Origin of the sequence: Serratia sp. Ser99 (assembly GCF_024519545.1) — a bacterium.
GTDB classification, from domain to species: domain Bacteria; phylum Pseudomonadota; class Gammaproteobacteria; order Enterobacterales; family Enterobacteriaceae; genus Serratia; species Serratia liquefaciens.
On record NZ_JALJRT010000002.1, the window covers coordinates 504,088 to 524,882 of the forward strand.

General features: G+C 53.7%; 17 protein-coding genes. 12 read left to right on the forward strand and 5 right to left on the reverse strand.

The genetic code is table 11. The features are described 5' to 3' along the window. Positions 1 to 275: 275 nt before the first annotated feature. The 4 genes from manA (at position 276) to NR114_RS06405 (ending at position 6,772) form a co-directional block, all read left to right on the forward strand. A complete protein-coding gene (gene manA / locus NR114_RS06390; protein WP_256813768.1) occupies positions 276 to 1,454 on the forward strand; it encodes a mannose-6-phosphate isomerase in 1,179 nt (392 codons plus the stop codon). Positions 1,455 to 1,595: 141 nt separating this feature from the next. Further along, positions 1,596 to 3,095: a YdgA family protein gene (locus NR114_RS06395; RefSeq protein ID WP_256813769.1), complete on the forward strand. Its 1,500-nt coding sequence runs from the start codon at positions 1,596 to 1,598 to the stop codon at positions 3,093 to 3,095. Between the two features lie 358 nt (positions 3,096 to 3,453). Next, on the forward strand, positions 3,454 to 4,941 hold the full coding sequence (locus NR114_RS06400; RefSeq protein ID WP_256813770.1) for a YdgA family protein: 1,488 nt from the start codon (positions 3,454 to 3,456) through the stop codon (positions 4,939 to 4,941). Positions 4,942 to 5,302: 361 nt separating this feature from the next. Further along, complete coding sequence (locus NR114_RS06405; protein WP_256813771.1) at positions 5,303 to 6,772, forward strand: YdgA family protein; 1,470 nt, start codon at positions 5,303 to 5,305, stop codon at positions 6,770 to 6,772. Positions 6,773 to 6,878: 106 nt separating this feature from the next. Here NR114_RS06405 and NR114_RS06410 read toward each other — a convergent pair whose 3' ends face one another. After that, positions 6,879 to 8,027 (reverse strand): serine hydrolase, encoded by a 1,149-nt coding sequence (locus tag NR114_RS06410; RefSeq protein ID WP_256813772.1) that lies wholly within the window; start codon positions 8,025 to 8,027, stop codon positions 6,879 to 6,881. Between the two features lie 101 nt (positions 8,028 to 8,128). On the opposite strand from NR114_RS06410, the gene NR114_RS06415 reads away from it, so the two are divergent. From NR114_RS06415 to NR114_RS06425, 3 genes are all read left to right on the forward strand, one after another. After that, positions 8,129 to 9,058, forward strand: coding sequence for a LysR family transcriptional regulator (locus tag NR114_RS06415; protein WP_048760935.1), 930 nt, complete (start codon positions 8,129 to 8,131; stop codon positions 9,056 to 9,058). Positions 9,059 to 9,221: 163 nt separating this feature from the next. Continuing rightward, positions 9,222 to 9,824 (forward strand): TetR/AcrR family transcriptional regulator, encoded by a 603-nt coding sequence (locus NR114_RS06420; protein ID WP_020826743.1) that lies wholly within the window; start codon positions 9,222 to 9,224, stop codon positions 9,822 to 9,824. Between the two features lie 76 nt (positions 9,825 to 9,900). Next, on the forward strand, positions 9,901 to 11,055 hold the full coding sequence (locus NR114_RS06425) for an MFS transporter (RefSeq protein ID WP_176984008.1): 1,155 nt from the start codon (positions 9,901 to 9,903) through the stop codon (positions 11,053 to 11,055). Positions 11,056 to 11,100: 45 nt separating this feature from the next. On the opposite strand, the gene ampC is transcribed toward NR114_RS06425, so the two are convergent. Next, positions 11,101 to 12,237 (reverse strand): cephalosporin-hydrolyzing class C beta-lactamase, encoded by a 1,137-nt coding sequence (gene ampC, locus NR114_RS06430; RefSeq protein ID WP_256813773.1) that lies wholly within the window; start codon positions 12,235 to 12,237, stop codon positions 11,101 to 11,103. 204 nt (positions 12,238 to 12,441) lie between these two features. Between ampC and NR114_RS06435 the strand changes: the two genes are divergently transcribed. After that, positions 12,442 to 13,317 (forward strand): LysR family transcriptional regulator, encoded by an 876-nt coding sequence (locus tag NR114_RS06435; RefSeq protein WP_256813774.1) that lies wholly within the window; start codon positions 12,442 to 12,444, stop codon positions 13,315 to 13,317. A 2-nt stretch (positions 13,318 to 13,319) separates the two neighbouring features. Here the strand turns inward: NR114_RS06435 and NR114_RS06440 are convergent, their stop codons facing one another. Continuing rightward, the gene (locus NR114_RS06440; protein ID WP_046373658.1) at positions 13,320 to 14,351 is read right to left on the reverse strand and encodes a Mal regulon transcriptional regulator MalI; all 1,032 of its coding nucleotides are present in this window, start codon (positions 14,349 to 14,351) and stop codon (positions 13,320 to 13,322) included. A gap of 261 nt (positions 14,352 to 14,612) precedes the next feature. Here NR114_RS06440 and malX point away from each other — a divergent pair, with 261 nt between their 5' ends. Together malX and NR114_RS06450 are read left to right on the forward strand one after the other, a co-directional pair. Further along, a complete protein-coding gene (gene malX / locus NR114_RS06445) occupies positions 14,613 to 16,232 on the forward strand; it encodes a maltose/glucose-specific PTS transporter subunit IIBC (protein WP_048760927.1) in 1,620 nt (539 codons plus the stop codon). Further along, positions 16,225 to 17,406, forward strand: a complete 1,182-nt coding sequence (locus NR114_RS06450; protein WP_048760924.1) for a MalY/PatB family protein — start codon at positions 16,225 to 16,227, stop codon at positions 17,404 to 17,406. The genes malX and NR114_RS06450 overlap by 8 nt, the downstream gene beginning before the upstream one ends. 203 nt (positions 17,407 to 17,609) lie before the next feature. On the opposite strand, the gene NR114_RS06455 is transcribed toward NR114_RS06450, so the two are convergent. Further along, complete coding sequence (locus NR114_RS06455) at positions 17,610 to 17,978, reverse strand: NUDIX hydrolase (protein WP_234530130.1); 369 nt, start codon at positions 17,976 to 17,978, stop codon at positions 17,610 to 17,612. Beyond that, the gene (locus NR114_RS06460; RefSeq protein WP_020826734.1) at positions 17,975 to 18,571 is read right to left on the reverse strand and encodes an NUDIX domain-containing protein; all 597 of its coding nucleotides are present in this window, start codon (positions 18,569 to 18,571) and stop codon (positions 17,975 to 17,977) included. The genes NR114_RS06455 and NR114_RS06460 overlap by 4 nt, the downstream gene beginning before the upstream one ends. Before the next feature lie 100 nt (positions 18,572 to 18,671). Between NR114_RS06460 and NR114_RS06465 the strand changes: the two genes are divergently transcribed. Beyond that, the gene (locus tag NR114_RS06465; RefSeq protein ID WP_020826733.1) at positions 18,672 to 19,427 is read left to right on the forward strand and encodes a DeoR/GlpR family DNA-binding transcription regulator; all 756 of its coding nucleotides are present in this window, start codon (positions 18,672 to 18,674) and stop codon (positions 19,425 to 19,427) included. A gap of 384 nt (positions 19,428 to 19,811) precedes the next feature. Further along, entirely contained in the window at positions 19,812 to 20,792 is a 981-nt protein-coding gene (locus NR114_RS06470; protein WP_048760914.1) for a 6-phosphofructokinase, read from the forward strand. The last annotated feature ends 3 nt before the right edge of the window (positions 20,793 to 20,795 follow it).

The window sequence follows — 20,795 nt, forward strand, 5'->3', positions numbered from 1 at the left end:
TTGCCCACAAACGAAAATGGCGTTTTTTAAGCCGTTCAGGCCAATGTTCAATGATATCTGGAGGGTGACAGAGGTCGTTATCTCGTTATACTTTACCCACCCTGAGCTGCGGCCCGGCGCGAATACCTTATACCGCCGACCACTGCGCCACTTGTTTGATCGCGCACCATTTTGTCACCCTCTTTCGGGTGTAGGATAAGACGCACAAAATTTGTTTGTTTTACAGTCAGCCAATTACCGTCACCTGGCGGCGAATGCAAAGGACGTTTATCAAAATGCAAAAAATGACCAACGCAGTGCAAAACTATGCATGGGGCAGCCACGACGCGTTAACCCAGCTGTATGGCATTGCCAACCCACAAGGACTGCCGATGGCGGAACTGTGGATGGGGGCTCACCCGAAGAGCAGCTCTCGCGTAGCCGGTACCGACGGTAATTTGCGCTCGCTGCGCGATGTTATTGATGAAGATCAGCCTAAGCAGCTGGGTGCCGAAGTCGCACGTCGTTTCGGCGAGCTGCCGTTCTTGTTCAAAGTGCTGTGCGCCGATCAGCCGTTGTCGATTCAGGTGCATCCAAGCAAATCCGCCGCCGTAGCGGGCTTCGCCAAAGAGAACGCGGCCGGCATTCCGTTGGATGCTGCCGAGCGTAATTACAAGGATCCCAATCATAAGCCGGAACTTGTATTTGCCCTGACGCCTTTCCTGGCGATGAATGGCTTCCGCGAACTGTCCGACATTGTTTCCCTGCTGCAGCCGATCGCCGGTGCACACCACGATATCGCTGTCTTCCTGCAGCAACCGGATGTCAGCCATCTGTCCGCTCTGTTTGCCAGCCTGCTGGCGATGAGCGGCGAGCAGAAATCGCTGGCGCTGGGGGTGTTGAAAGCCGCGTTGAATAACCAACAGGGGGAAACCTGGGACACGGTGCGCTTCATTGCCGGTTTCTATCCGGATGACAGCGGCCTGTTCTCGCCGCTGCTGCTGAACGTGGTGCAGTTGCAACCTGGCGAAGCGATGTTCCTGTATGCCGAAACGCCACACGCTTACCTGAAAGGCGTGGCGCTGGAAGTGATGGCCAACTCGGACAACGTGCTGCGCGCCGGTCTGACGCCAAAATTCATCGATATCCCGGAACTGCTGGCCAACCTGCAGTTCCACCCGCAACCAGCCTCAGGGCTGCTGACCCAGCCGCAAAAGCGCGGTGACGAACTGTTCTTCCCGATCCCGGTAGAGGACTTCGCCTTCTCGCTGCACGATCTTTCCGCCGCTCCACAGGCATTGGCGCAAGATAGCGCGGCAATTGTTTTCTGCGTTGAGGGTGAAGCGGTACTGAGTAAACAGGATCAGCAACTGGTGCTTAAGCCCGGTGATTCCTGCTTTATCGGCGCTTTCGAATCGCCGGTCAGCGTTAGCGGCACCGGTCGAATCGCGCGTGTTTATAATCTGTTGGCGTAAACACTCGGTAAATTTCCGCAAATTAGTTGCTGAAAGAGTAGCTTACCTTCACAATTAAACGCCTGCGGGCGTTTTTTTGTTGGCCCAAATTTGCCCATCCATCTGCGAGAGACAGATGGCTCAATAAGGATGAACAGAACTATGAAAAAATCGTTAGTCGCTGTTAGCGTCATTGTGGTTCTTGGCGCGGCATGGACCGGGGCTTCCTGGTACACCGGCAAACTGATCGAACAACGGATGGGTGAAGTGGTTGAGAACGCCAACAGCCAGCTGAAAGCCTACCTGCCGAAAGCCGGCGTTAAACTGGGTTATGAGAATTACCAACGCGGTATTTTCAGCAGTAAAATTCGCTATGTGCTGCGTGCCGACGGCAGCGTCACTACCGACGACGCTCCGCTGAAGCCGGGTGACGAAGTGGCGTTCCAGGAAACCATCGACCATGGTCCGTTCCCGTTTGCTCAATTGAAAAAATTCAACCTGCTGCCAAGCATGGCATCGGTGCATACCGAACTGGAAAACACCGCAGCGACCAAAGGCCTGTTTGATATCACCAAGGGCAAGTCGCTGTTTACCGCGGAGTCGCGTATTTCCTACAGTGGCGACACCTCCTCCGCCATTGACGTGATCCCGCTGGATTATCAAAAAGACAAGTCGGCGCTGAAATTCGGCGGTTCGACCATTAATGCCGATGTGTCACGCGACATGAAAGCCATCACCCTGGACGCCAACAGCGACAGCGCGGTGATCAGCGGCCCGAACCAGTTTGGTCAGACCGAGCAGGTTCAGTTGCTGGGTGTATCACTGAAGAGCCAGACCCATGCCGGGCAGTTCGATCTCAGCCTGGGTAATCAGAACCTGGTGTTGAAACAGATTAAGGTTGCCGTTGACGGTAAAGACACCCTGTTGTTGGACGGCTTTAAGCTGGCGAGCCAATTTGGCGAAAAAGACAGCAACCTGAACGGTCAAATTGATTACACCATCGATTCGCTGAAGGTGCAGAACAGCCACTTCGGCTCCGGCAAGCTGTTGCTGAAAATCGACAAACTGGATGCCAAATCACTGAAAGAGTTCGCCGACCGGTACAACCAGCAGGCGATGGCCATGCTGCAACAGGCGCAAACTATGGATCCGGTGGCTTACCAACAGCAGACCACCGACATCCTGCTGCAGAACCTGCCGCTGTTGTTGAAGGGCAATCCGTCCATCAGCATCGCGCCACTGAGCTGGAAAAACAGCAAGGGTGAAAGCACCTTTACGCTGAATCTGGATCTGACCGATCCAGCGCAGGCCGGCTCCCCGGCAGAATCTCCGGACCAGTTGATTGCTCGCTCGGTGAAAAAGATCGACGCCAACCTGAGTATTCCGGTGGCGATGGCGACGGAAACCACTTCGCAAACGGCCTTACTGCAAGGCTACAGTGCCGAAGAGTCGCAAAAACTGGCGGAACAACAGGTGCAAGGGTTAGCAGCCATGGGCCAGATGTTCAAACTGACCACCCTGAAAGAGGGTGTGATCGGCAGTAGCTTCCACTACGCTGATAACCAGGTTGATCTGAACGGCAACAAAATGTCGCTGCAGGAATTCATCGGTATGTTCGGCCTGTTGGGCGCCCCGGCGGAAGACAGCGCACCCGCACAATAAACGCAAATTTACACCCAGGGGTTCGGCTTGCCGAGCCCCTTTTTATTTCCCCCATAATTACCTCGATTCATTACTTTTATCTGTCGCGCTTCACTCGTCAAATATCACCACCGTTGGCAATAGCAACCTTCGGTGCATGCTGTTCAGCAATTAATTCATTATCAGTTAAGCTGTACTGGTTAAATACGGTTATTTTTCTTCTTTTGAAATTTCCCTCACAAAGCATGTGTATATTGATTGCTAAAAGAGTGAGTTACACACATAATTAAACGGTTGCAGGCATTCGTTGTTGGCCTCAACTTGCCTATTTATCTGTTTGGAACAGATGGCTCAATTTAATTTAAGGATGAATAAAACCATGAAAAAATCGTTAGTCGCGTTAAGTACTGTTGTGGTTATTGGCGCGGCATGGACCGGAGCCTCCTGGTACACCGGCAAACTGATCGAACAGCAGATGGTTGCAGTGGTTGATAATGCCAACAGATTATTAAAATCGCATCTACCGAAAGCCAGTATTAAACTGGATTATGAAAATTACCAGCGCGGTATTTTCAGCAGTAAAATTCGTTATGTACTCCGACCCGACGACGCAGCGCCGAAAGCGGGTGACGAAGTGGTATTCCAGGAAACCATCGATCATGGTCCCTTCCCGTTTGCCCAGTTGAAGAAATTCAACCTGCTGCCAAGCATGGCATCGGTGCACACCGAGCTCGAAAACACCCCGGCGACCAATGATCTGTTTGATATCACCAAAGGCAAGTCGCTGTTCACCGCAGAATCCCGTATTTCTTACAGTGGCGATACCTTCTCCACCATTGACGTGATCCCGCTGGATTACCAAAAAGACAAGTCGGCGCTGAAATTCGGCGGAGCGGCCATTAAGGCCGACGTATCCCGCGACATGAAAGCCATTACCCTGGACATCAACAGTAGCAACATATTACTCCGTATCCCGAACAAACTTGGGCAGACCAAAGAGATTCAGTTACTGGGTGTATCCCTGAAGAGCCAGAAATATGCCGGTCAGTTCGATCTCAGCTTGGGCAACCTAAACCTGATGTTGAAACAGATTAAGGTTGCTGATGACGGTAAAGACACCCTGTTGCTGGAAGGCATCAAGCTGGCCACCCTGTTAGATGAAAAAGATAGTAATCTTAATGGCCGGGTCGATTTCGCCATTAATGCGCTGAAGATCCAAAGCGTCGACTTCGGTTCCGGCAAGCTGTCGTTGAACATCGATAAACTGGATGCCAAATCATTGAGAGAGTTCGCCGACCATTACAACCAGCAGGCGGTGGCCATGTCGCAACAGGTGCAAACTATGGATCCGATTGCTTATCAACAACAGAAAACCGATATCCTGCTGCAAAACCTGCCGCTGCTGCGGAAGGGCAATCCGTCCATCAGCATTGCACCGTTTAGCTGGAAAAACAGCAAGGGTGAAAGCACCTTTACGCTGAGTCTGAATCTGGATCTAACCGATCCGGCGCAGGCCAGCTCGCCGGCAATATCGAGGGAGAAGTTGATTACCCGCACGGTAAAAAGCTTCGACTTGAACCTAAGCATTCCGCTGGCAATGGCGACGGAAACCGCGGCGCGGTTGACATTACTGCAAGGCTACAGTGCCGAAGAGTCGCAGAAAGTGGCGGAACTACAGATAAATGGACTGGCGGAAATCGGCCAAATATTTAAACTGACCACCCTGAAAGAGGGTGTGATCGGCAGTCGCTTTCACTACGCCGATAACCAGGTTGATCTGAACGGCAACAAAATGTCGCTGCAGGAATTCATCGGTATGTTTGGCCAGTTTGGCGCCCCGGCGGAAGACAGCGCACCGGCACAATAAACGCAAATTTACACCCAGGGGTTCGGCTTGCCGAGCCCCTTTTTATTTCCCCATACTTACCTCGATTCATTACTTTTATTTTTCGCGCTGCACTCGTCAAATATACTACCGCGGGCAATTGCAACCTTCAGTGCATGCTGTTCAGCAATTAACCCACGTATTGACGGTTAAGCCGCACTTATTAAATCGCGGTTGTTTATCATCTGTTGATGTTTCCCCTCACTAGCCCCACGAAAATTGATTGCTGAAAAAGTGGACTAAGCACACAATTAAACGGTTGCGGGCATTATTTGTTGGCCCCAACTTGCCTATTAATCTGTTTGGAACAGATGGCTCAATTTAATTTAAGGATGAATAAACCATGAAAAAATCACTTGTTGCGTTAAGTATTATTGTGGTTCTTGGCGCAGCATGGACCGGAGCCTCCTGGTACACCGGCAAACTGATCGAACAGCGGATGAGTGCATTGGTTGATAATGCCAACAGCTTATTAAAATCTCATCTGCCTAAATTCCGCGTTAAACTCGGTTATGAAAATTACCAGCGCGGTATTTTCAGCAGTAAAATTCGCTATGTGCTGCGCGCCGACGGCAGCGTCACTACCGACGATGCTCCGCTGAAGCCGGGTGACGAAGTGGCGTTCCAGGAAATCATCGACCATGGCCCGTTCCCGTTTGCCCAGTTGAAGAAATTCAACCTGCTGCCAAGCATGGCATCGGTGCACACCGAGCTCGAAAACACCGCAGCGACCAAAGGCCTGTTTGATATCACCAAGGGCAAGTCGCTGTTTACCGCAGAATCACGCATCTCTTATGGTGGCGACACCACCTCCACCATTGACGTGATCCCGCTGGATTACCAAAAAGACAAGTCGGCGCTGAAATTCGGCGGTGCGGCCATTAAGGCCGATGTGTCCCATGACATGGAAACAATCAACCTGGATGCCAACAGTGGCAGCGTCATAATCCGTGGTCCGAACCAACTTGGGCAGACCAAAGAAATTCAGTTGCTGGGCATATCCCTGAAGAGCCAGACCCAAACCGGGCCGTTCGACCTCGACCTGGGTAATCAGAACTTAGTGTTGAAACAGATTAAGATTGCCGTTGAAGATAAAGACACCCTGTTACTGGAAGGCATCAAGCTGGCGACCCTGTTAGATGAAAAAGATAGTAATCTTAATGGCCGGGTCGATTTCGCCATTAATGCGCTGAAAATCCAAAACGTTGACTTCGGTTCCGGTAAGCTGTCGTTCAACATCGACAAATTGGATGCCAAATCACTGAAAGAGTTCGCCGACCGTTACAACCAACTGGTAATGGCCAAGTTAGTACAGGGGCAGGCTCAAATTGCAGAGACAGTCGCCAGTCAACAGCAGACTGAGGGTCTCCTGCCACTGCTGTTGAAGGGTACGTCAATCAGCATTGCACCACTGAGCTGGAAAAACAGCAAAGGTGAAAGTACCCTAACCCTTAACTTGGATCTGAACGTTGCGGGGCAAGCCGATTCGCCGGCAACATCGATGGAGCAGTTGATGACCCGTACGGTAAAAAGATTCGACTTAAACCTAAGCATTCCGGTGGCAATGGCGACTGAAACATTTTTTCAAACCTCGTGGCAGCCAGGCGGCGACGTCAAAAATGCACAGAAAATAGCGCAGCGACAGATGCAAGAGCTATTGGCCTCGCAGGATATGTTAAAACTAACCACCCTGAAGGACGAGGTGATCGGCGTCCATATTAACTACGCTGACAACCAAATCGAGTTCAACGGAAAAAAAATGTCCCTGCAAGCGTTTGATAAAATACTGAACTCCGTGAGTTACCAGAAGTGATAGCTCGCAAACATAATAAACAATAATGTACCCAGGGGTTCGGTTTACCGATCCCCTTTTTTGGTTCGCCTTTGGGCAGATGTATCCACTCTGCAAAGAAGCTCGACTACCCGTAAACAGCATCTCGGATTTGCAGTGGATAACATCCACTCATGCCTTCAAACGCCGTATTGGTCAATGCCACCACGCTGAGCGCCGCTTGCGGATCGTAAAACCAACTGTGGCCATAGACACCGCCCCACTGCAAAGTGCCATTATGCTGAGGTGTCGCCGCCAACTGCGCGTCCTCCAGTACCGCACCGCCGAAACCAAACCCCCAGCCGGGCCCCTGAGTCTCAGCGTGCGACCCGACATGTGGTTGACGCATCAGCGCTGCGGTGGCCGGCTGTAAAATGCCTTCCTTGCCAGTGCGCAAGGTTTCCACCAACTGCAACACGTCGTCTGCATCGCCAACCATGCCAGCGCCGCCAGAAGGATAGGCCTGAGCGTCCAGTGCGCGCGAGGGTGCCAGTTCAATCTCGAAGCCGAACCCTTCCGGCAGGGTCAGCAACATGCCATCTCGTATAGGTTCCGGCTCCGCGGCGGTGTCGTGATACGCCGTTGCCAGATTATCGACATCGGTGGTGTAAAAACCGGTATTACGCAACCCCAAAGGTTGGGCAACCCAATGGTTGAACACCTGCGGCAAGGGCTCGCCCGCCACCTGTTCCAGCACCGCCCCCAGCACATCGATTGCCAGTGAATATCGAAACTCGCTGCCCGGCTCGGCCAACAGATCCGCCTGCGCCAACAGGCGCAGATTCTGTTCCAGCGTTAACGACGACAGTTCCATACCGTCTTTAATACCGAGTCGATGATACGGTCCTTCCGCAGGTTGGCTCAAACGATAATCCAGGCCGGCAGTGTGGCTCAACAAGTGACGGATTTTAATTGGCGGGCGAACCCCATCGGCCAGCACCGGGGTAAACCACGGCAACCAACGGCTGACGGTATCATCCAGCCCCAGCTTCTGCTGTTCGATCATACGCATGGCCGCCAGCGTAATATAAGGCTTGGACACCGACGACAGCCGAAATTGGGTCTCACGCACCATAGGCTTCTTCTGTTCACGATCGGCATAGCCGCTGGCATTGGCGTAAATCACGCGACCGTGCCGAGCGACCAGCACCACGCTGCCAACGATACGCCCTTCATCAATCGCCTGTTGGCTAACGCCCTGCACTCTTTTTGCTAATGACTGATCCGCTATCGACATGTTTTGTTGCTCTCTGAGGATGATGAAATCAGTCTAAAGCGATTATTATAAAATTAAATGCCGCATTTCTTAACGGATCATTAAGCAGGAATTACTGATAGATGAGCTCACTGTTGCAGCTGCTGCCGTTTTTCGAAGCCGTCGCCCGATTGGGCAGTTTTACTCAGGCAGCCAATCAATTGGGCGTCACGCCTCCGGCTGTCTCGCAAAACATTCAGGCGTTGGAAACCCGCCTGGGCGTACGGTTGTTCAACCGCACCAGCCGCTCCGTGCGGCTAAGCGATGAAGGCCGCTTGTTTTATCAACGGGTGGCTCCGGCTATGGGTCAGATTGACGTGGCGGCCGAAGATCTGCGAACTTTGCGCGGCCGCCCTTCCGGGCTGTTACGCATCACTCTGCCACAGCTGGCGGCTTCGCTGCTGGTTATCCCGCATTTGGCCGAGTTTCAGGCGCGTTACCCCGAGATCCAGCTTGAGCTGTTTACCGACGACCATTTCTCCGATCTGGTGCTGGACAGCTTTGATGCCGGTATCCGCATGCACGCCATGCTGCAAAAAGACATGATTGCGGTCCCCATCGACAACGGTCAGAAACGGGTGGTGATCGCCGCCCCCGGCTATTTGGCGCAGCACGGCACGCCGCAAACACCGCAAGCGCTGAGCGATCACGACTGTCTGCGCTACCGTTTTCCCGGCAGCGGTAAATTCGAACCCTGGTACTTCAAGCAGGATGGCGCGCAGCTGACGCTGGAGGTCGGCGGCAGCCTGATATTTAACGAAGACAGACTGATTAAAGATGCCGCGCTGGCGGGATTGGGCATCACCCAGCGGTTTATCGGCACGGTACACCGTGAACTGAGCAGTGGGCAACTGGTGGAAGTTCTGGCCGATTACGGCAGCGATGCTCCCGGATTTTTCCTCTATTTTCCCGCCAGTCGGCACATGCCGCTCAAGCTGCGCGTGTTTATTGATTTTATGCGCGAAAAACGAGCGCAACAGTCTCCTTTCGAAAAAAGCCTTAGCGCCCCCTGAGTCTTTTTTGGAAGCACCGTGACAGAAAATGACATAACAAACTGATAAATATAGATATATCTTCTTAGGCTATTCGATAAATAACCGAGGGGAAATTATTTGACTGATCGTTCCACAATCAATACTATACGGCCTCAACTCATTTAAAGCCCCCCAACCCGCCATGAGTGCTGAAAAACCTATCTATCCAGGTCGTCCGAGACAGTTCGAAGATGAGGATGTCATTGATGCCGCCGTGGCCGTTTTTAGCGTCAATGGCTATGCAGGCACCTCTGCGCAAGATTTATGCAACGGTACCGGGTTGGGGAGAGGAAGCCTATATAATGCCTTTGGTAGCAAGCAAGCTCTGTACGAGCAAGCGTTGTTGCGCAGCCATGAACACACCATGTCGGCGCAATTAGCCATTCTCACACAGCCTGGCCTGGTGAAGGAGCGACTACGTACCCTGCTGCTGTGGGGAATTGCCGAAGATCTCTCGCAACCCGAGCAACATGACGCCATGGTCTTGTTCTCGGCACTGGAGCGAGGCAGCAAAGACCAGGCGGTCGCCAGTCTGAACCAGGAATATCGGCAACGTTTAGAACAAACCCTGGTCGCGGTGTTTACCGAAGGCCAACAAACAGGAGAACTCGGTAGCAAAGCATCCGCGATTGAAATGGCCAGAGGCTTTTTAGCCGGTTATTACGGTTTGCGCGTGCTGAATAAAAACATTTCAGATAGAAACACCCTCGAAGACGTCGTCGCAGGTCTGTTAATCAACTTATAAAACAAAGAAAAAATCACACGCAGAGTATTAAATATTTTTGTAACGATCATTCAAAATCCAGGAGAGCAGTAAAGCTATGCCGTTAGCAGTGTATATATTGGGGTTGGCCATTTTTTCAATTGGCACAGCAGAATTAATGGTGGCGGGCATGATGTCTACTTTGTCCGAGGCCTTTAGCATCACCGTCGGGGAAGTTGGCCATTTAATTTCTTATTATGCCTTTGGCGTGATGTTGGGTGGTCCGGTATTAACCTATTTTTTCTTGAAATTTAAAGCCCCCTACCGAACCACCTTATTGTGGCTATTAGCTCTGTATGTGGTGGTACAAGGTTTGAGTGCCTTTATTTCCGACTATTCTATTCTGGTTGCTATCCGAATTGTGACGGGCATTTTGTGCGCTGGGTGTTTGAGCCTTTCGCTGGCGACCAGCATGGCGCTGGTTCCGATACAACACCGCCCGCGCGCCGCTTCAATAGTCATCGGCGGTTTCATGGTCTCTAACGTATTCGGCGTACCTCTTGCGACTATCATCGATCAACACTGGGGCTGGCGCATCACCTTCGGTCTGGTCGCCGTGTTGGTCTTTATCTGTTTGCTTGCGCTGGTGCGCCTGTTACCCGCTATCGCCGCAGGCAGGACGCTCAAAATGGCAGAGGAAATCAAGGCGTTTAAAAACAAGGCCTATTGGAAAGCCTGCACCACCAGCTGCTTAATTCTGGGTGCCAGCTTCGCAGCCTTCAGCTATTTCGTTCCCGTTTTGGTCGACGTCAGCGGCTTTAGCATGCAGGCCGTGCCGTTTATTTTGATGCTTTACGGCCTGGCCAATATTGTCGGTAACATGATCACCGGGCGCTTGGCCTATCGCCACAGCCTGGCGATTATGGTGGTGGGACTGTCTATTCTCAGCCTGTCGTTGTTCGGCATGGCGTTATTTGCCGAATACCCGTTAATCGCCATTTGCGCGGTAATACTGATTGGCCTATCCGGTGTGCCAATGAACCCTGCCATGATGGCGAGAATTGTTAGCGTGGCGCATCCAGGGCCTATGGTTAATGCGGTTCATACCTCAGTGATTAATATTGGTTTAGGCGGCGGTTCTTATTTGGGGGGAATGGCGATCGCCTCCGGTTATGGCTTGCGTTCGGCGTTGTGGATCGGGATGGCATTGGCAGTATTGGCTCTGTTGTCAATTTCACCCTATTTGCGTCGCGGTCAGCAGGGCTGGCGTTAATTTATAACAAGTGAAGTCAGGGGCGCCGCAGCGCCCCTATTGGTATCAGCGTTTGTCCAGCGCCTGAACAATACGGTAAGCGGCTGCAACCCGGTCATCGTTCGGGAACCATTTATTGGCCAGCATCACCACCGCAATTTTTTGCGATGGAATAAATACCGCATAGGTGGAGAAGCCGCCGGTCGAACCGGTTTTGTTGTACCAGGCCGCGCCCTGATCCTGCTTCGGAGGCGTTATCGCCGTGGCCGGCGCCCCGTTCATGATCATTCCGGCATTGTTGCCTTCCGTCAGCGTCGCCAACTTCTCTGGATACGCATAGCTTTCCCACATCAGATCCTGAGTAAACACCCCGGTACGGTAATAACCGGTATGGGTGGCCGCCAGCGCCTTGCGCCACGGATCCCCGACCTTGACCACCTGCATGTTGGCGTCGAGGTAGCGGATCAGATCCTGGGCGTTGGACTTGATGCCGTAGGCTTCGGCATCCAATGGCTCCGGCGTGACGCGCACCGGTTGGTCTTTTTTATTGTAACCTTGGGCGTAATTCGCCATTTCTTCGGCTGGCACCTTAATATAAGTGTGATTCATCCCCAGAGCCGGCAGCAGCTGTTTTTCCATCGCCTGAGTAAAAGGCTGGTTCAGGCTCTTGGCGGTAATCATCCCCAGCATACCGATGCCCAGGTTGGAATAAACGCGGTAGCTGCCCACCGCATGCGGCGGCTGCCATTGTCGGTAATAGGCCATCAACTGCGCGTCGTTGGTCACGTCGTCCGGGACAAACAGCGGCAGACCGGAGGTGTGGGTCGCCAAATTCAACAAGGTGACATGGTCAAAGGCGCTGCCGCGCAACGCCGGCAAATATCGACTGGCCGGATCGGCAAACGACATTTTGCCTTCACTGACCGCGTAGGTCGCCAAGGTCGCAGTGAAGGTTTTGCTCAATGAACCAATTTCAAACAGCGTCTGGTTGGTGATTGGTTTGCCGGTCTGCCTGGACGCCACGCCATAGTGATAAAACTGCTGTTTCCCCTCTACCGATACCGCAATTGCCATGCCTGGAACGGCATATTTCTGCATCAGCGGCTGAATAATGGCGTCAATGTCGGCTTTATCGGCGGCATGGCCTGCCGGCAGGATCAGTGCGGCGAACAATGCTGCCGCCAAGCGATTTATTTTCGTCATAATGAAGCTCTTGAGTTTTAGGGTATCGGCCGAGGCTAAAAGATTTTGTTGTCATTCGACACAAAGACATCCCTGGTTGATGAAGGTATTCCTTTTCTGACTGCGTGATATCCGCACCAGCTGCGCAAAATATCGGGGTTTAGACATAGATTGACAAGCGATAATAATTTCAGCCAGCATAAAGAAAAACTTATGGCTTAGCTTATGCGCAATCGACTTCCTCTGAATGCCCTGCGGGCGTTTGAATCCTCCGCCCGCCACCTGAATTTTACCCGCGCCGGATTGGAACTGAGCGTTACCCAGGCCGCCGTCAGCCAACAGGTGCGAACGCTCGAACAACAGTTGGGTATTCAACTGTTCCGGCGACTGCCGCGTGGTCTGGATCTGACCGAAGAAGGACAGGCGTTGCTGCCGATATTGACCGACGCCTTCGACCGCATTGAATCGGTGCTGCAGCAGTTCGAAGGCGGGCACTTTCATGAGGTGCTGACGGTGGCGGTGGTCGGTACCTTTGCCGTAGGGTGGCTAATGCCGCGTCTGGCGGCCTTCAGAGCATCGCATCCGTTTATCGATCTGCGTGTCTTGACCAACAATAACCTGGTTAACCTGTCCGCCGACGGAATGGATTTTGCTATCCGCTTCGGCGAAGGACGCTGGCCCGCTACCCACAATCTTAAATTGTTTGATGCCCCGCTGACGGTGCTGTGCCCGCCGGAAATCGCCCAACGCCTGCGCACGCCGCAGGATCTGCAACACGAACTTCTGATGCGCAGCTATCGCAAAGACGAATGGGAGCGTTGGTTCACCGCGGCACAGGTCACACCATGGCGGATAAACGGCCCGGTATTCGACTCTTCGCGGCTGATGGTGGAAGGTGCCATTCACAGCGGCGGCGTCGCCCTGGCACCGGCCCGCATGTTTGCTCGCGAATTACGCGAGGGGATATTGCAGCGCCCCTTTGCCGCCGAAGCCAATCTTGGTGCTTACTGGCTCACCCACCTGAAATCACGCGATATGACACCCGCGATGAAGGTGTTTGTCGGTTGGATACAGCAACAGGCCAATGAAGAGTCGGCGTAAATTCAGGCAGAACCGCGTTTAATCAACATTGGTGGCAGGATAACGTTTTGCGGCGGCAACCCGGTATCAGCAATCCGCTGTAGCAAGCGTGAGGCCGCGCTGCGGCCCACTTCACGCGCAGAACTGGAAACCAGCGTCAAGGGCGGCTCGGTCAGTTCGGCTTCCGGAACGTCGCCAAAACCGATCAGGGCCACCTGCTGACCGTAATAGGTATCCACACCTTCCGAGCCAATACTGCGCCCGCTACGTACGATGCCAAAATAAGCCCCCAGCGCCACCGACGCCTTGTGGCACACCAGTGCGCTGATGTTCGGATACTGGCGCAGCAGATTTTCTGCCGCTTCCGCCGCCGCCCGTTGCTGACAGTCGCACTCGACAATCCATTCGGTGCGAAAAGGCAGGCCGTACTGTACCAACGTGGCGCAAAAGCCCCCCAGGCGCTCGGCGCGGGTCAACGAGCTGCTTTGCCCGCCGAGATAGGCGATTTGGCTGTGACCGCGTTTGATCAGAAATTCAGTGGCCAGTTTGGCGGCCTGCATATTGTCCGGCCGCACCACGTCTACCCCGTCCAAACCGTTGGAACGTGCCGCACAGACCAGCGGAACCCCCTGCTCTGCGGCTTTTTCCTTCAGCCCCTCGGCCATACGTACACCGCCCGCCAGCACCATGCCGTCGACGCCGTGCTCCAGCAGGGTATCAAAACAACGCATCAGCCCTTTGCCATCACGACCGCTTTGGGTCAGGAACAGCACTTTGCCGTGTTCCTCCAGCACTTCACTCAGCCCGGCGGTCATTTCCGCATAAAACGGTTCGCAAATATCACGCAGGATCAGCCCAATCACGCCCGACTCTCCGCCACGCAGCGTCGCCGCCTGACGGTTACGCACGTAGCCCAGGCTTTCAATCGCCTGATTCACCCGCGTTACGGTGGTCGATGAAATGCGCCCTTTGCCACTCAGCACCAGCGAAACCGTGGTGACGGAGACGCCGGCCTGCTGCGCAACATCAGTGATGGTGATCTTTTTGATGGTCATGACCTCGGCGAGCCCGATCCTGGGCATTCTGTCCCTGGCCACTCAAGGGTAGCAAGCCAGGGGGATGTCTCTTGAAGCAAATGGTATACCGAATCTGTTTGATCAGTAAAACGTTTTACTGGCTCTTCCATTCTCACCGCAAAGCAGGCTTTGAAATTGTGATTAGCGGCGCATTTTTGCTAGGTAAAACGTTTTATCTTATTTTTACCTAACAGGGGTACACACCATTTTTGCACGCTTTTTCGCCAGGAGCCGCCGGTTATGCCAGCACCTAAAAAACAAAAAATTACGCTCTGGGAGTTTTTCCAGAGCCTGGGCAAAACATTCATGCTGCCCGTCGCCCTGCTGTCGTTCTGCGGCATCATGCTGGGGATCGGCAGTTCGCTAAGCAGCCGCGACGTCATCACCCTGATGCCGTTTATCGGTCACCCTGCCTTCCAGTTGTTGTTCACCTGGATGAGCAAGATTGGCTCATTCGCCTTCAGCTTCCTGCCGGTGATGTTTGCCATCGCCATTCCGTTGGGCATGGCGCGTGAAAACAAGGGTGTCGCCGCGTTCTCGGGCTTTGTCGGTTTTGCGGTGCTGAACTTGGCCACCAACTTCTATCTGACCACCGCCGGCATTTTGCCCACCACCGATCCGCTGGTGCTGAAAGCCAATAACATCCAGAACATCCTCGGCATTCAGTCGATCGATACCGGCATTCTGGGTGCGGTGATCGTCGGCATTATCGTTTACCTGCTGCATGAGCGTTTTAATACCATTCGACTGCCGGATGCGCTGGCGTTCTTTGGCGGCACCCGCTTCGTGCCGATCGTCACTACCCTGGTACTGGGCCTGTGTGGGCTGGTGATTCCTCTGATCTGGCCGTGGTTTGCCGCCGGCATCAACGGCCTGGGCTGGGTGATTAATGGTGCCGGTGCCTTTGGGCCGATGATTTTCGGTACCGGCGAACGCCTGCTGTTGCCGTTCGGCCTGCACCATATTCTGGTGGCGCTAATTCGCTTTACCGAGGCGGGCGGCACGCTGGACGTATGCGGCCATAGCGTCAGCGGCGCACTGACCATCTTCCAGGCTCAACTCTCTTGCCCGACCACCACCGGCTTTGCCGAAAGCGCCACCCGCTTCCTGTCACAGGGTAAAATGCCGGCATTCCTCGGCGGTCTGCCGGGAGCGGCGTTGGCAATGTATCACTGCGCCAAACCGGAAAACCGCCATAAGATTAAGGGCCTGCTGATCTCCGGCGTCGTGGCCTGCGTGGTCGGCGGGACTACCGAACCGATCGAGTTCCTGTTCCTGTTCGTCGCGCCTTTCCTGTACTTCATTCACGCCATCCTGACCGGGCTGGGCTTCACCGTGATGGCGCTGCTGGGTGTAACCATCGGCAACACCGACGGCAACATCATCGACTTCGTGGTGTTCGGCATCCTGCACGGTACCGCCACCAAGTGGTATCTGGTGCCGATCGTTGCCGCCATCTGGTTCGCGGCCTACTACGCTATTTTCCGCTTCTCCATTCAGCGCTTTAATATCAAAACGCCGGGCCGTGAAAGCGAGACTGCCGGCAGCCAAAGCGCCCCTGTCGGTGCGGTAGGCAAATCCGGTTATAACGTGCCGGCAATCCTGGCGGCGCTGGGCGGTAGCGAGAACATCGTCTCTTTGGATAACTGCATCACCCGTTTACGCTTGTCCGTTGATGATATGAGCAAAGTGGACGATGCCGCGCTTAAAGCCAACCGCGCGATTGGCGTGGTGCACCTTAACGAGCATAACCTGCAGGTGGTGATCGGCCCGCAGGTGCAATCGGTGAAAGATGAATTAGACTCACTGATAGCCGCCGCGCAACCTGCTGCGGCCCTGCAGGGAGCGTCTCATGTTTGATTTTTCTACCCCGGTCGATCGGCACGGTACCTGGTGCACGCAGTGGGATTACATTGCCGATCGCTTTGGCCATGACGATTTATTGCCTTTTACCATCTCCGATATGGATTTCGCCACCGCCCCCTGCATCCTAGAGGCGCTGCAACAGCGCCTGCAGCATGGCGTACTGGGTTACAGCCGCTGGCAGCATGAAGATTTTCTCGGTGCGGTACGCCACTGGTACCAACAGCGCTTTGCGACCCCCGTCGACACCAACATGGCCGTGTATGGCCCGTCGGTAATTTATATGGTGGCGCAACTGATTCGCCTGTGGTCGGCACCGGGTGAATACGTGGTTACCCATACCCCGGCCTATGACGCCTTTTATAAGGTGATCCTCGGTAATCAGCGCCAACTGTTGGCCTGCCCGCTGCATCAGCAGGGTAACGACTGGTTGTGCGATATGGCGCACCTGGAAGCCTTGCTGGCACGGCCACAGACCAAAATTCTGCTGCTGTGCAGCCCGCAGAACCCGACCGGCAAGGTATGGCGCGCGGAAGAATTGCAGCAGATGGCCGAGCTGTGCGAACGCCACGACGTACGGGTGATCAGCGATGAGATCCACATGGATATGGTCTGGGGGGAAAACCGCCACACGCCGTGGAGTCAGGTCGCCACCACGCCCTGGGCACTGCTGACTTCAGGTTCGAAAACCTTCAATATCCCGGCGTTGACCGGCGCCTACGGTTTTATCAGTGACGATGCCAGCCGCGAGGCTTATTTCCAGCAGTTGAAAGCGCGCGACGGCTTATCTTCCCCGGCGGTGCTGGCAGTGGCGGCGCATATTGCCGCTTATCGCCATGGCGAACCCTGGTTGGATGCGCTGCGTGATTACCTGCAGGACAACCTGACGTACGTCGCCGAGCGGCTGAATCAGGCCTTTCCTGCCCTGGCTTGGCAGCCGCCGCAGTCTACCTATCTGGCCTGGATCGATCTGCGCCCACTGGGCATAGACGATCGCCTGCTACAGCAGGTTCTGATCGAACGCGAAAAGGTAGCGATTATGCCCGGTTTCACCTACGGCGAAGAAGGCCGTGGCTTCCTGCGGCTGAACGTAGGTTGCCCGCGCAGCAAGCTCGAAGCAGGCATGGACAAGCTGATAAATGGGTTGAAGTTTGTGTTGGACGAGGTTTGAACTGAGGGGCTGGAAGGCAGGCGAAAGCCTGCCTGAAACCGTTGACGAAGTGCTCTGCTGTTTTACTGTAGGGCGCTGCATGCTGCGCCCATTAGAATAATCAATGAGTTAAATCGGGTCGAACATGTTCGACCCCTACCGGCTTAGCCTTTCGCGGGTATGTCCGCAGTCTGAGGCAGGCGAAAGCCTGCCTTTTTTCATTCTTACGGTGTCAACTGCGGGATATCATCCAGACGATAATACACCGGTATTCCCCACTCATTAGCCAGGCGCACGTCGTTATCCGCGCCGGCCGACGCCCCTTCGATGCGATAAATAGCCTGGCACTGGGCTATCAGTCGGTGGGCCACCGGATAGAGAAACGCTTCACTCACCGCATCCCCCAACTGGGTCGAACCGGCCGCCGCTGCCAGGGGCAGCGCCAACCATTCGCCGATCACCGGCACATGCCCACGCTGATAGACCGCCAGCGCGGCCTGCTCCAACCGGTGCAAGTTGTCGGCAATGTGCTGTGTATCGCCATCGGTGCCGCTACGGTACGGGCCGGCAATCAGGATCAGTTGGGCGCTCATAAACGCTTCTCCAGAGTGTGGTTTAGGGCAACAAACTGCAGCAGCATGATGGTTTTGGCATCGACAATGGTGCCCTGGCTGACAGCGCGCAGTGCGTCTGCCAACGGCAGTTCGATCACTTCGAGATCTTCGCCTTCCGCCTCCACCCCGCCGCCATCGCTGACCCGCTCATCAGCCTGGTATTCGCCGACAAAAAAGTGCAGTTTCTCCGTCACCGAACCGGGGCTCATGTATGCTTCAAACACCTTTTGCACGTTTTGCACGATATAGCCGGTTTCTTCTTCCGCTTCAGCCCGGATGCGCTCTTCTGGCGACGCATTGTCCAGCAACCCGGCGGCAGCCTCTATCAGCATGCCGTCGTGCCCATTGACGAACGCCGGGAAGCGGAACTGACGCGTAAGCACTACCTTTTGCCTTTGCCGGTTAAACAGCAAAATGGTGGCTCCATCGCCGCGGTCGTAGGTTTCACGGCTTTGTCGCTGCCATACGCCATCGCGACGCAAAAAATCAAAGGTGGTTTTTTTCAGCAAATACCAGTCATCAGACAGTACCCGGGTTTCGACAATGCGAACCCGATCTTGGGTAGCGATCATGGTGCTCAACTCCACAAGCAGGAAAGGAAATTGATACTATCGTGCATTTTCGTGTATGATCAAGACATTTCGTGCAGCGCAAATTTAACGGTAAAACGCCATGCTCACCAGCCAACGTAAAAAAATCATTCTGGAAAAACTGGCTCAGGACGGACAGGTTCTGGCCAAACAGCTCAGCGAGATGTTCGGGTTGTCCGAAGATACCCTGCGGCGCGATCTGCGCGAATTGGACAGTGAAGGCCTATTGCAACGAGTGCACGGCGGAGCGCTGCCGGTCTCCCCGGCCATTGCCACCTTTGCCGAAAGAAACGGGCAGGAATCCGCCGCCAAACGTGCGATTGCCAAAGCCGCGGCGGCAATGATTACCCCTGGGCAAGTGGTAATTCTGGATGGCGGCACGACTTCTGCCGAATTGGTCAGGCAGCTCCCGCCCACGCTGGAAGCCACCGTCGTCACCCACAGCCCCAGCGTGGCCGTCGGTCTGGTAGACCACCCGAAGGTCGAAGTGATCCTGATCGGCGGGCGTTTATATAAACATTCGATCGTCAGCGTTGGCGCAGCCGCAGTGGAAGCCATGTCTCATATTCGCGCCGATATTTATTTTATGGGCGTGACTGGCGTGCACCCTACCGCCGGCCTGAGCACCGGCGATCTCGAAGAGGCTTACATCAAGCGGGCACTGGCAGCACGGGCGGCAGAAACCGTGGTATTGGCCTCGGCCGCCAAGCTCAATGCCGCCTCGCAATATGCCATTGGCGATATTTCCATGGCGCAAAGTATTATCGTCGAGCGCTCCACCGATGTTGCACTGACGGGCCCGCTGGAACAGGCCGGTTTGACCGTGGTTAGAGCCTGAATAACCTCAATCATTAAATAACTTAATAAATACGTGGCTATTTCTTTTATCCGCGTATTTATTAACGTCACACTCAGCGTATCGAATAAAAATGCGAGAGTTATCACACTTCATTAAACTTATTTCTTTGCTCCTCGCCATTGATGGCGGTAAAACCGGCCTTAACGCGACGTGAACGCAACTCGTTGATTATTAATAATCATCATCTAAAAACCTCGAAGCCGCCAAAAATAAAATGAGATCTACTTCGCAAAATTAACCCTTCCGGTAAGCCTGTCAAGGCCATCCATAAAAATATTTGTGATTGTTTTGTGATATCGCCTGCAAATTTTACCGATGCCAAAAATGACAATGAGCTCCACGGAATTCGCTGGAGACAGGTATATGAAGATTGGCGTAGTAATAAGCGGCGGCGATGTCACCGGGATCAATAACTTTATTTTCCAGGTCGCCAGGTTGGCGCAGGCAGATATCATTCTGTTTAACGGCGGCATCCCCGGATTATTGGCTAATCAGCACCATCCTATTGCCCAACGCGATTTGGTTGATTTCTCCATTTCATCAATGCCGATAATCTCTTCCGGCCGCACGGCCAAGAAATTGACGGCTGGAGAATATGAAACCATCAGCAAACAGCTTAAGGCCTTGCACATAGACGTGCTTATTATGGCCGGCGGTGACGGGTCGCTGCAGTTTTTAAATACGCTCAGTGAATTCGGTATTAACTGTTTTGGCGTGGGGATGACTATCGACAATGACGTTTTCGGCAGTCATTACAGCATTGGCTTTTCCACCGCCTGCGAACAGGTGATAAAAGAAGTTTCAAAACTGAGAAACACCGGGCGCGCCCTGCCCGGACGCGTGTTCATGATTGAGCTGCTGGGCGGCTACTGCGGGGAGTTGACGTTGCAATCGGCCATCAAATCCAATGCGGATTTTGCCCTGATCCCGGAATGCCAATATGCCTTGAATCAGCTGGCAGAAAAAATAACTCAACGACTGGAGCAGCAAAATAGCGTGATTATTTTGTGCTCAGAGGGTTATACCAAAGAATACTCGCCCGGTTTTCAAGGCGCTATCGACACCATGATTAAACAATTGGAGCCCAAAATTGGCGTGCGTATTCGTAAAACGATTATGGGCTACGGTCTGCGCAATGGTGAACCGACCGGCGAAGAGATTTATCAGGGGACCATTATGGCCAGCGAAGTGGTTCGCTGTATTTATTCAGGAATGAAGAACAAGGCAATCATTATTAATGCCGGCAACCAACCTATTCCCATCGATTTAATCAGCATGCAGAAACGTTTGGTTGATACCGAAGGACACCATTACAAACTCGCCAGGCAATTAAATATCATCTGAGGA

What these genes read in the sequence shown, in the direction of transcription:
- NR114_RS06460 (WP_020826734.1), bottom strand. Translation starts at nt 18,571, where the DNA reads ATGATCGCTACCCAAGATCGGGTTCGCATTGTCGAAACCCGGGTACTG.
- NR114_RS06400 (WP_256813770.1), top strand. Translation starts at nt 3,454, where the DNA reads ATGAAAAAATCGTTAGTCGCGTTAAGTACTGTTGTGGTTATTGGCGCG.
- NR114_RS06440 (WP_046373658.1), bottom strand. Translation starts at nt 14,351, where the DNA reads ATGACCATCAAAAAGATCACCATCACTGATGTTGCGCAGCAGGCCGGC.
- NR114_RS06465 (WP_020826733.1), top strand. Translation starts at nt 18,672, where the DNA reads ATGCTCACCAGCCAACGTAAAAAAATCATTCTGGAAAAACTGGCTCAG.
- NR114_RS06415 (WP_048760935.1), top strand. Translation starts at nt 8,129, where the DNA reads ATGAGCTCACTGTTGCAGCTGCTGCCGTTTTTCGAAGCCGTCGCCCGA.
- NR114_RS06395 (WP_256813769.1), top strand. Translation starts at nt 1,596, where the DNA reads ATGAAAAAATCGTTAGTCGCTGTTAGCGTCATTGTGGTTCTTGGCGCG.
- NR114_RS06420 (WP_020826743.1), top strand. Translation starts at nt 9,222, where the DNA reads ATGAGTGCTGAAAAACCTATCTATCCAGGTCGTCCGAGACAGTTCGAA.
- NR114_RS06470 (WP_048760914.1), top strand. Translation starts at nt 19,812, where the DNA reads ATGAAGATTGGCGTAGTAATAAGCGGCGGCGATGTCACCGGGATCAAT.
- malX (WP_048760927.1), top strand. Translation starts at nt 14,613, where the DNA reads ATGCCAGCACCTAAAAAACAAAAAATTACGCTCTGGGAGTTTTTCCAG.
- NR114_RS06455 (WP_234530130.1), bottom strand. Translation starts at nt 17,978, where the DNA reads ATGAGCGCCCAACTGATCCTGATTGCCGGCCCGTACCGTAGCGGCACC.
- NR114_RS06435 (WP_256813774.1), top strand. Translation starts at nt 12,442, where the DNA reads ATGCGCAATCGACTTCCTCTGAATGCCCTGCGGGCGTTTGAATCCTCC.
- NR114_RS06450 (WP_048760924.1), top strand. Translation starts at nt 16,225, where the DNA reads ATGTTTGATTTTTCTACCCCGGTCGATCGGCACGGTACCTGGTGCACG.
- manA (WP_256813768.1), top strand. Translation starts at nt 276, where the DNA reads ATGCAAAAAATGACCAACGCAGTGCAAAACTATGCATGGGGCAGCCAC.
- NR114_RS06410 (WP_256813772.1), bottom strand. Translation starts at nt 8,027, where the DNA reads ATGTCGATAGCGGATCAGTCATTAGCAAAAAGAGTGCAGGGCGTTAGC.
- ampC (WP_256813773.1), bottom strand. Translation starts at nt 12,237, where the DNA reads ATGACGAAAATAAATCGCTTGGCGGCAGCATTGTTCGCCGCACTGATC.
- NR114_RS06425 (WP_176984008.1), top strand. Translation starts at nt 9,901, where the DNA reads ATGCCGTTAGCAGTGTATATATTGGGGTTGGCCATTTTTTCAATTGGC.
- NR114_RS06405 (WP_256813771.1), top strand. Translation starts at nt 5,303, where the DNA reads ATGAAAAAATCACTTGTTGCGTTAAGTATTATTGTGGTTCTTGGCGCA.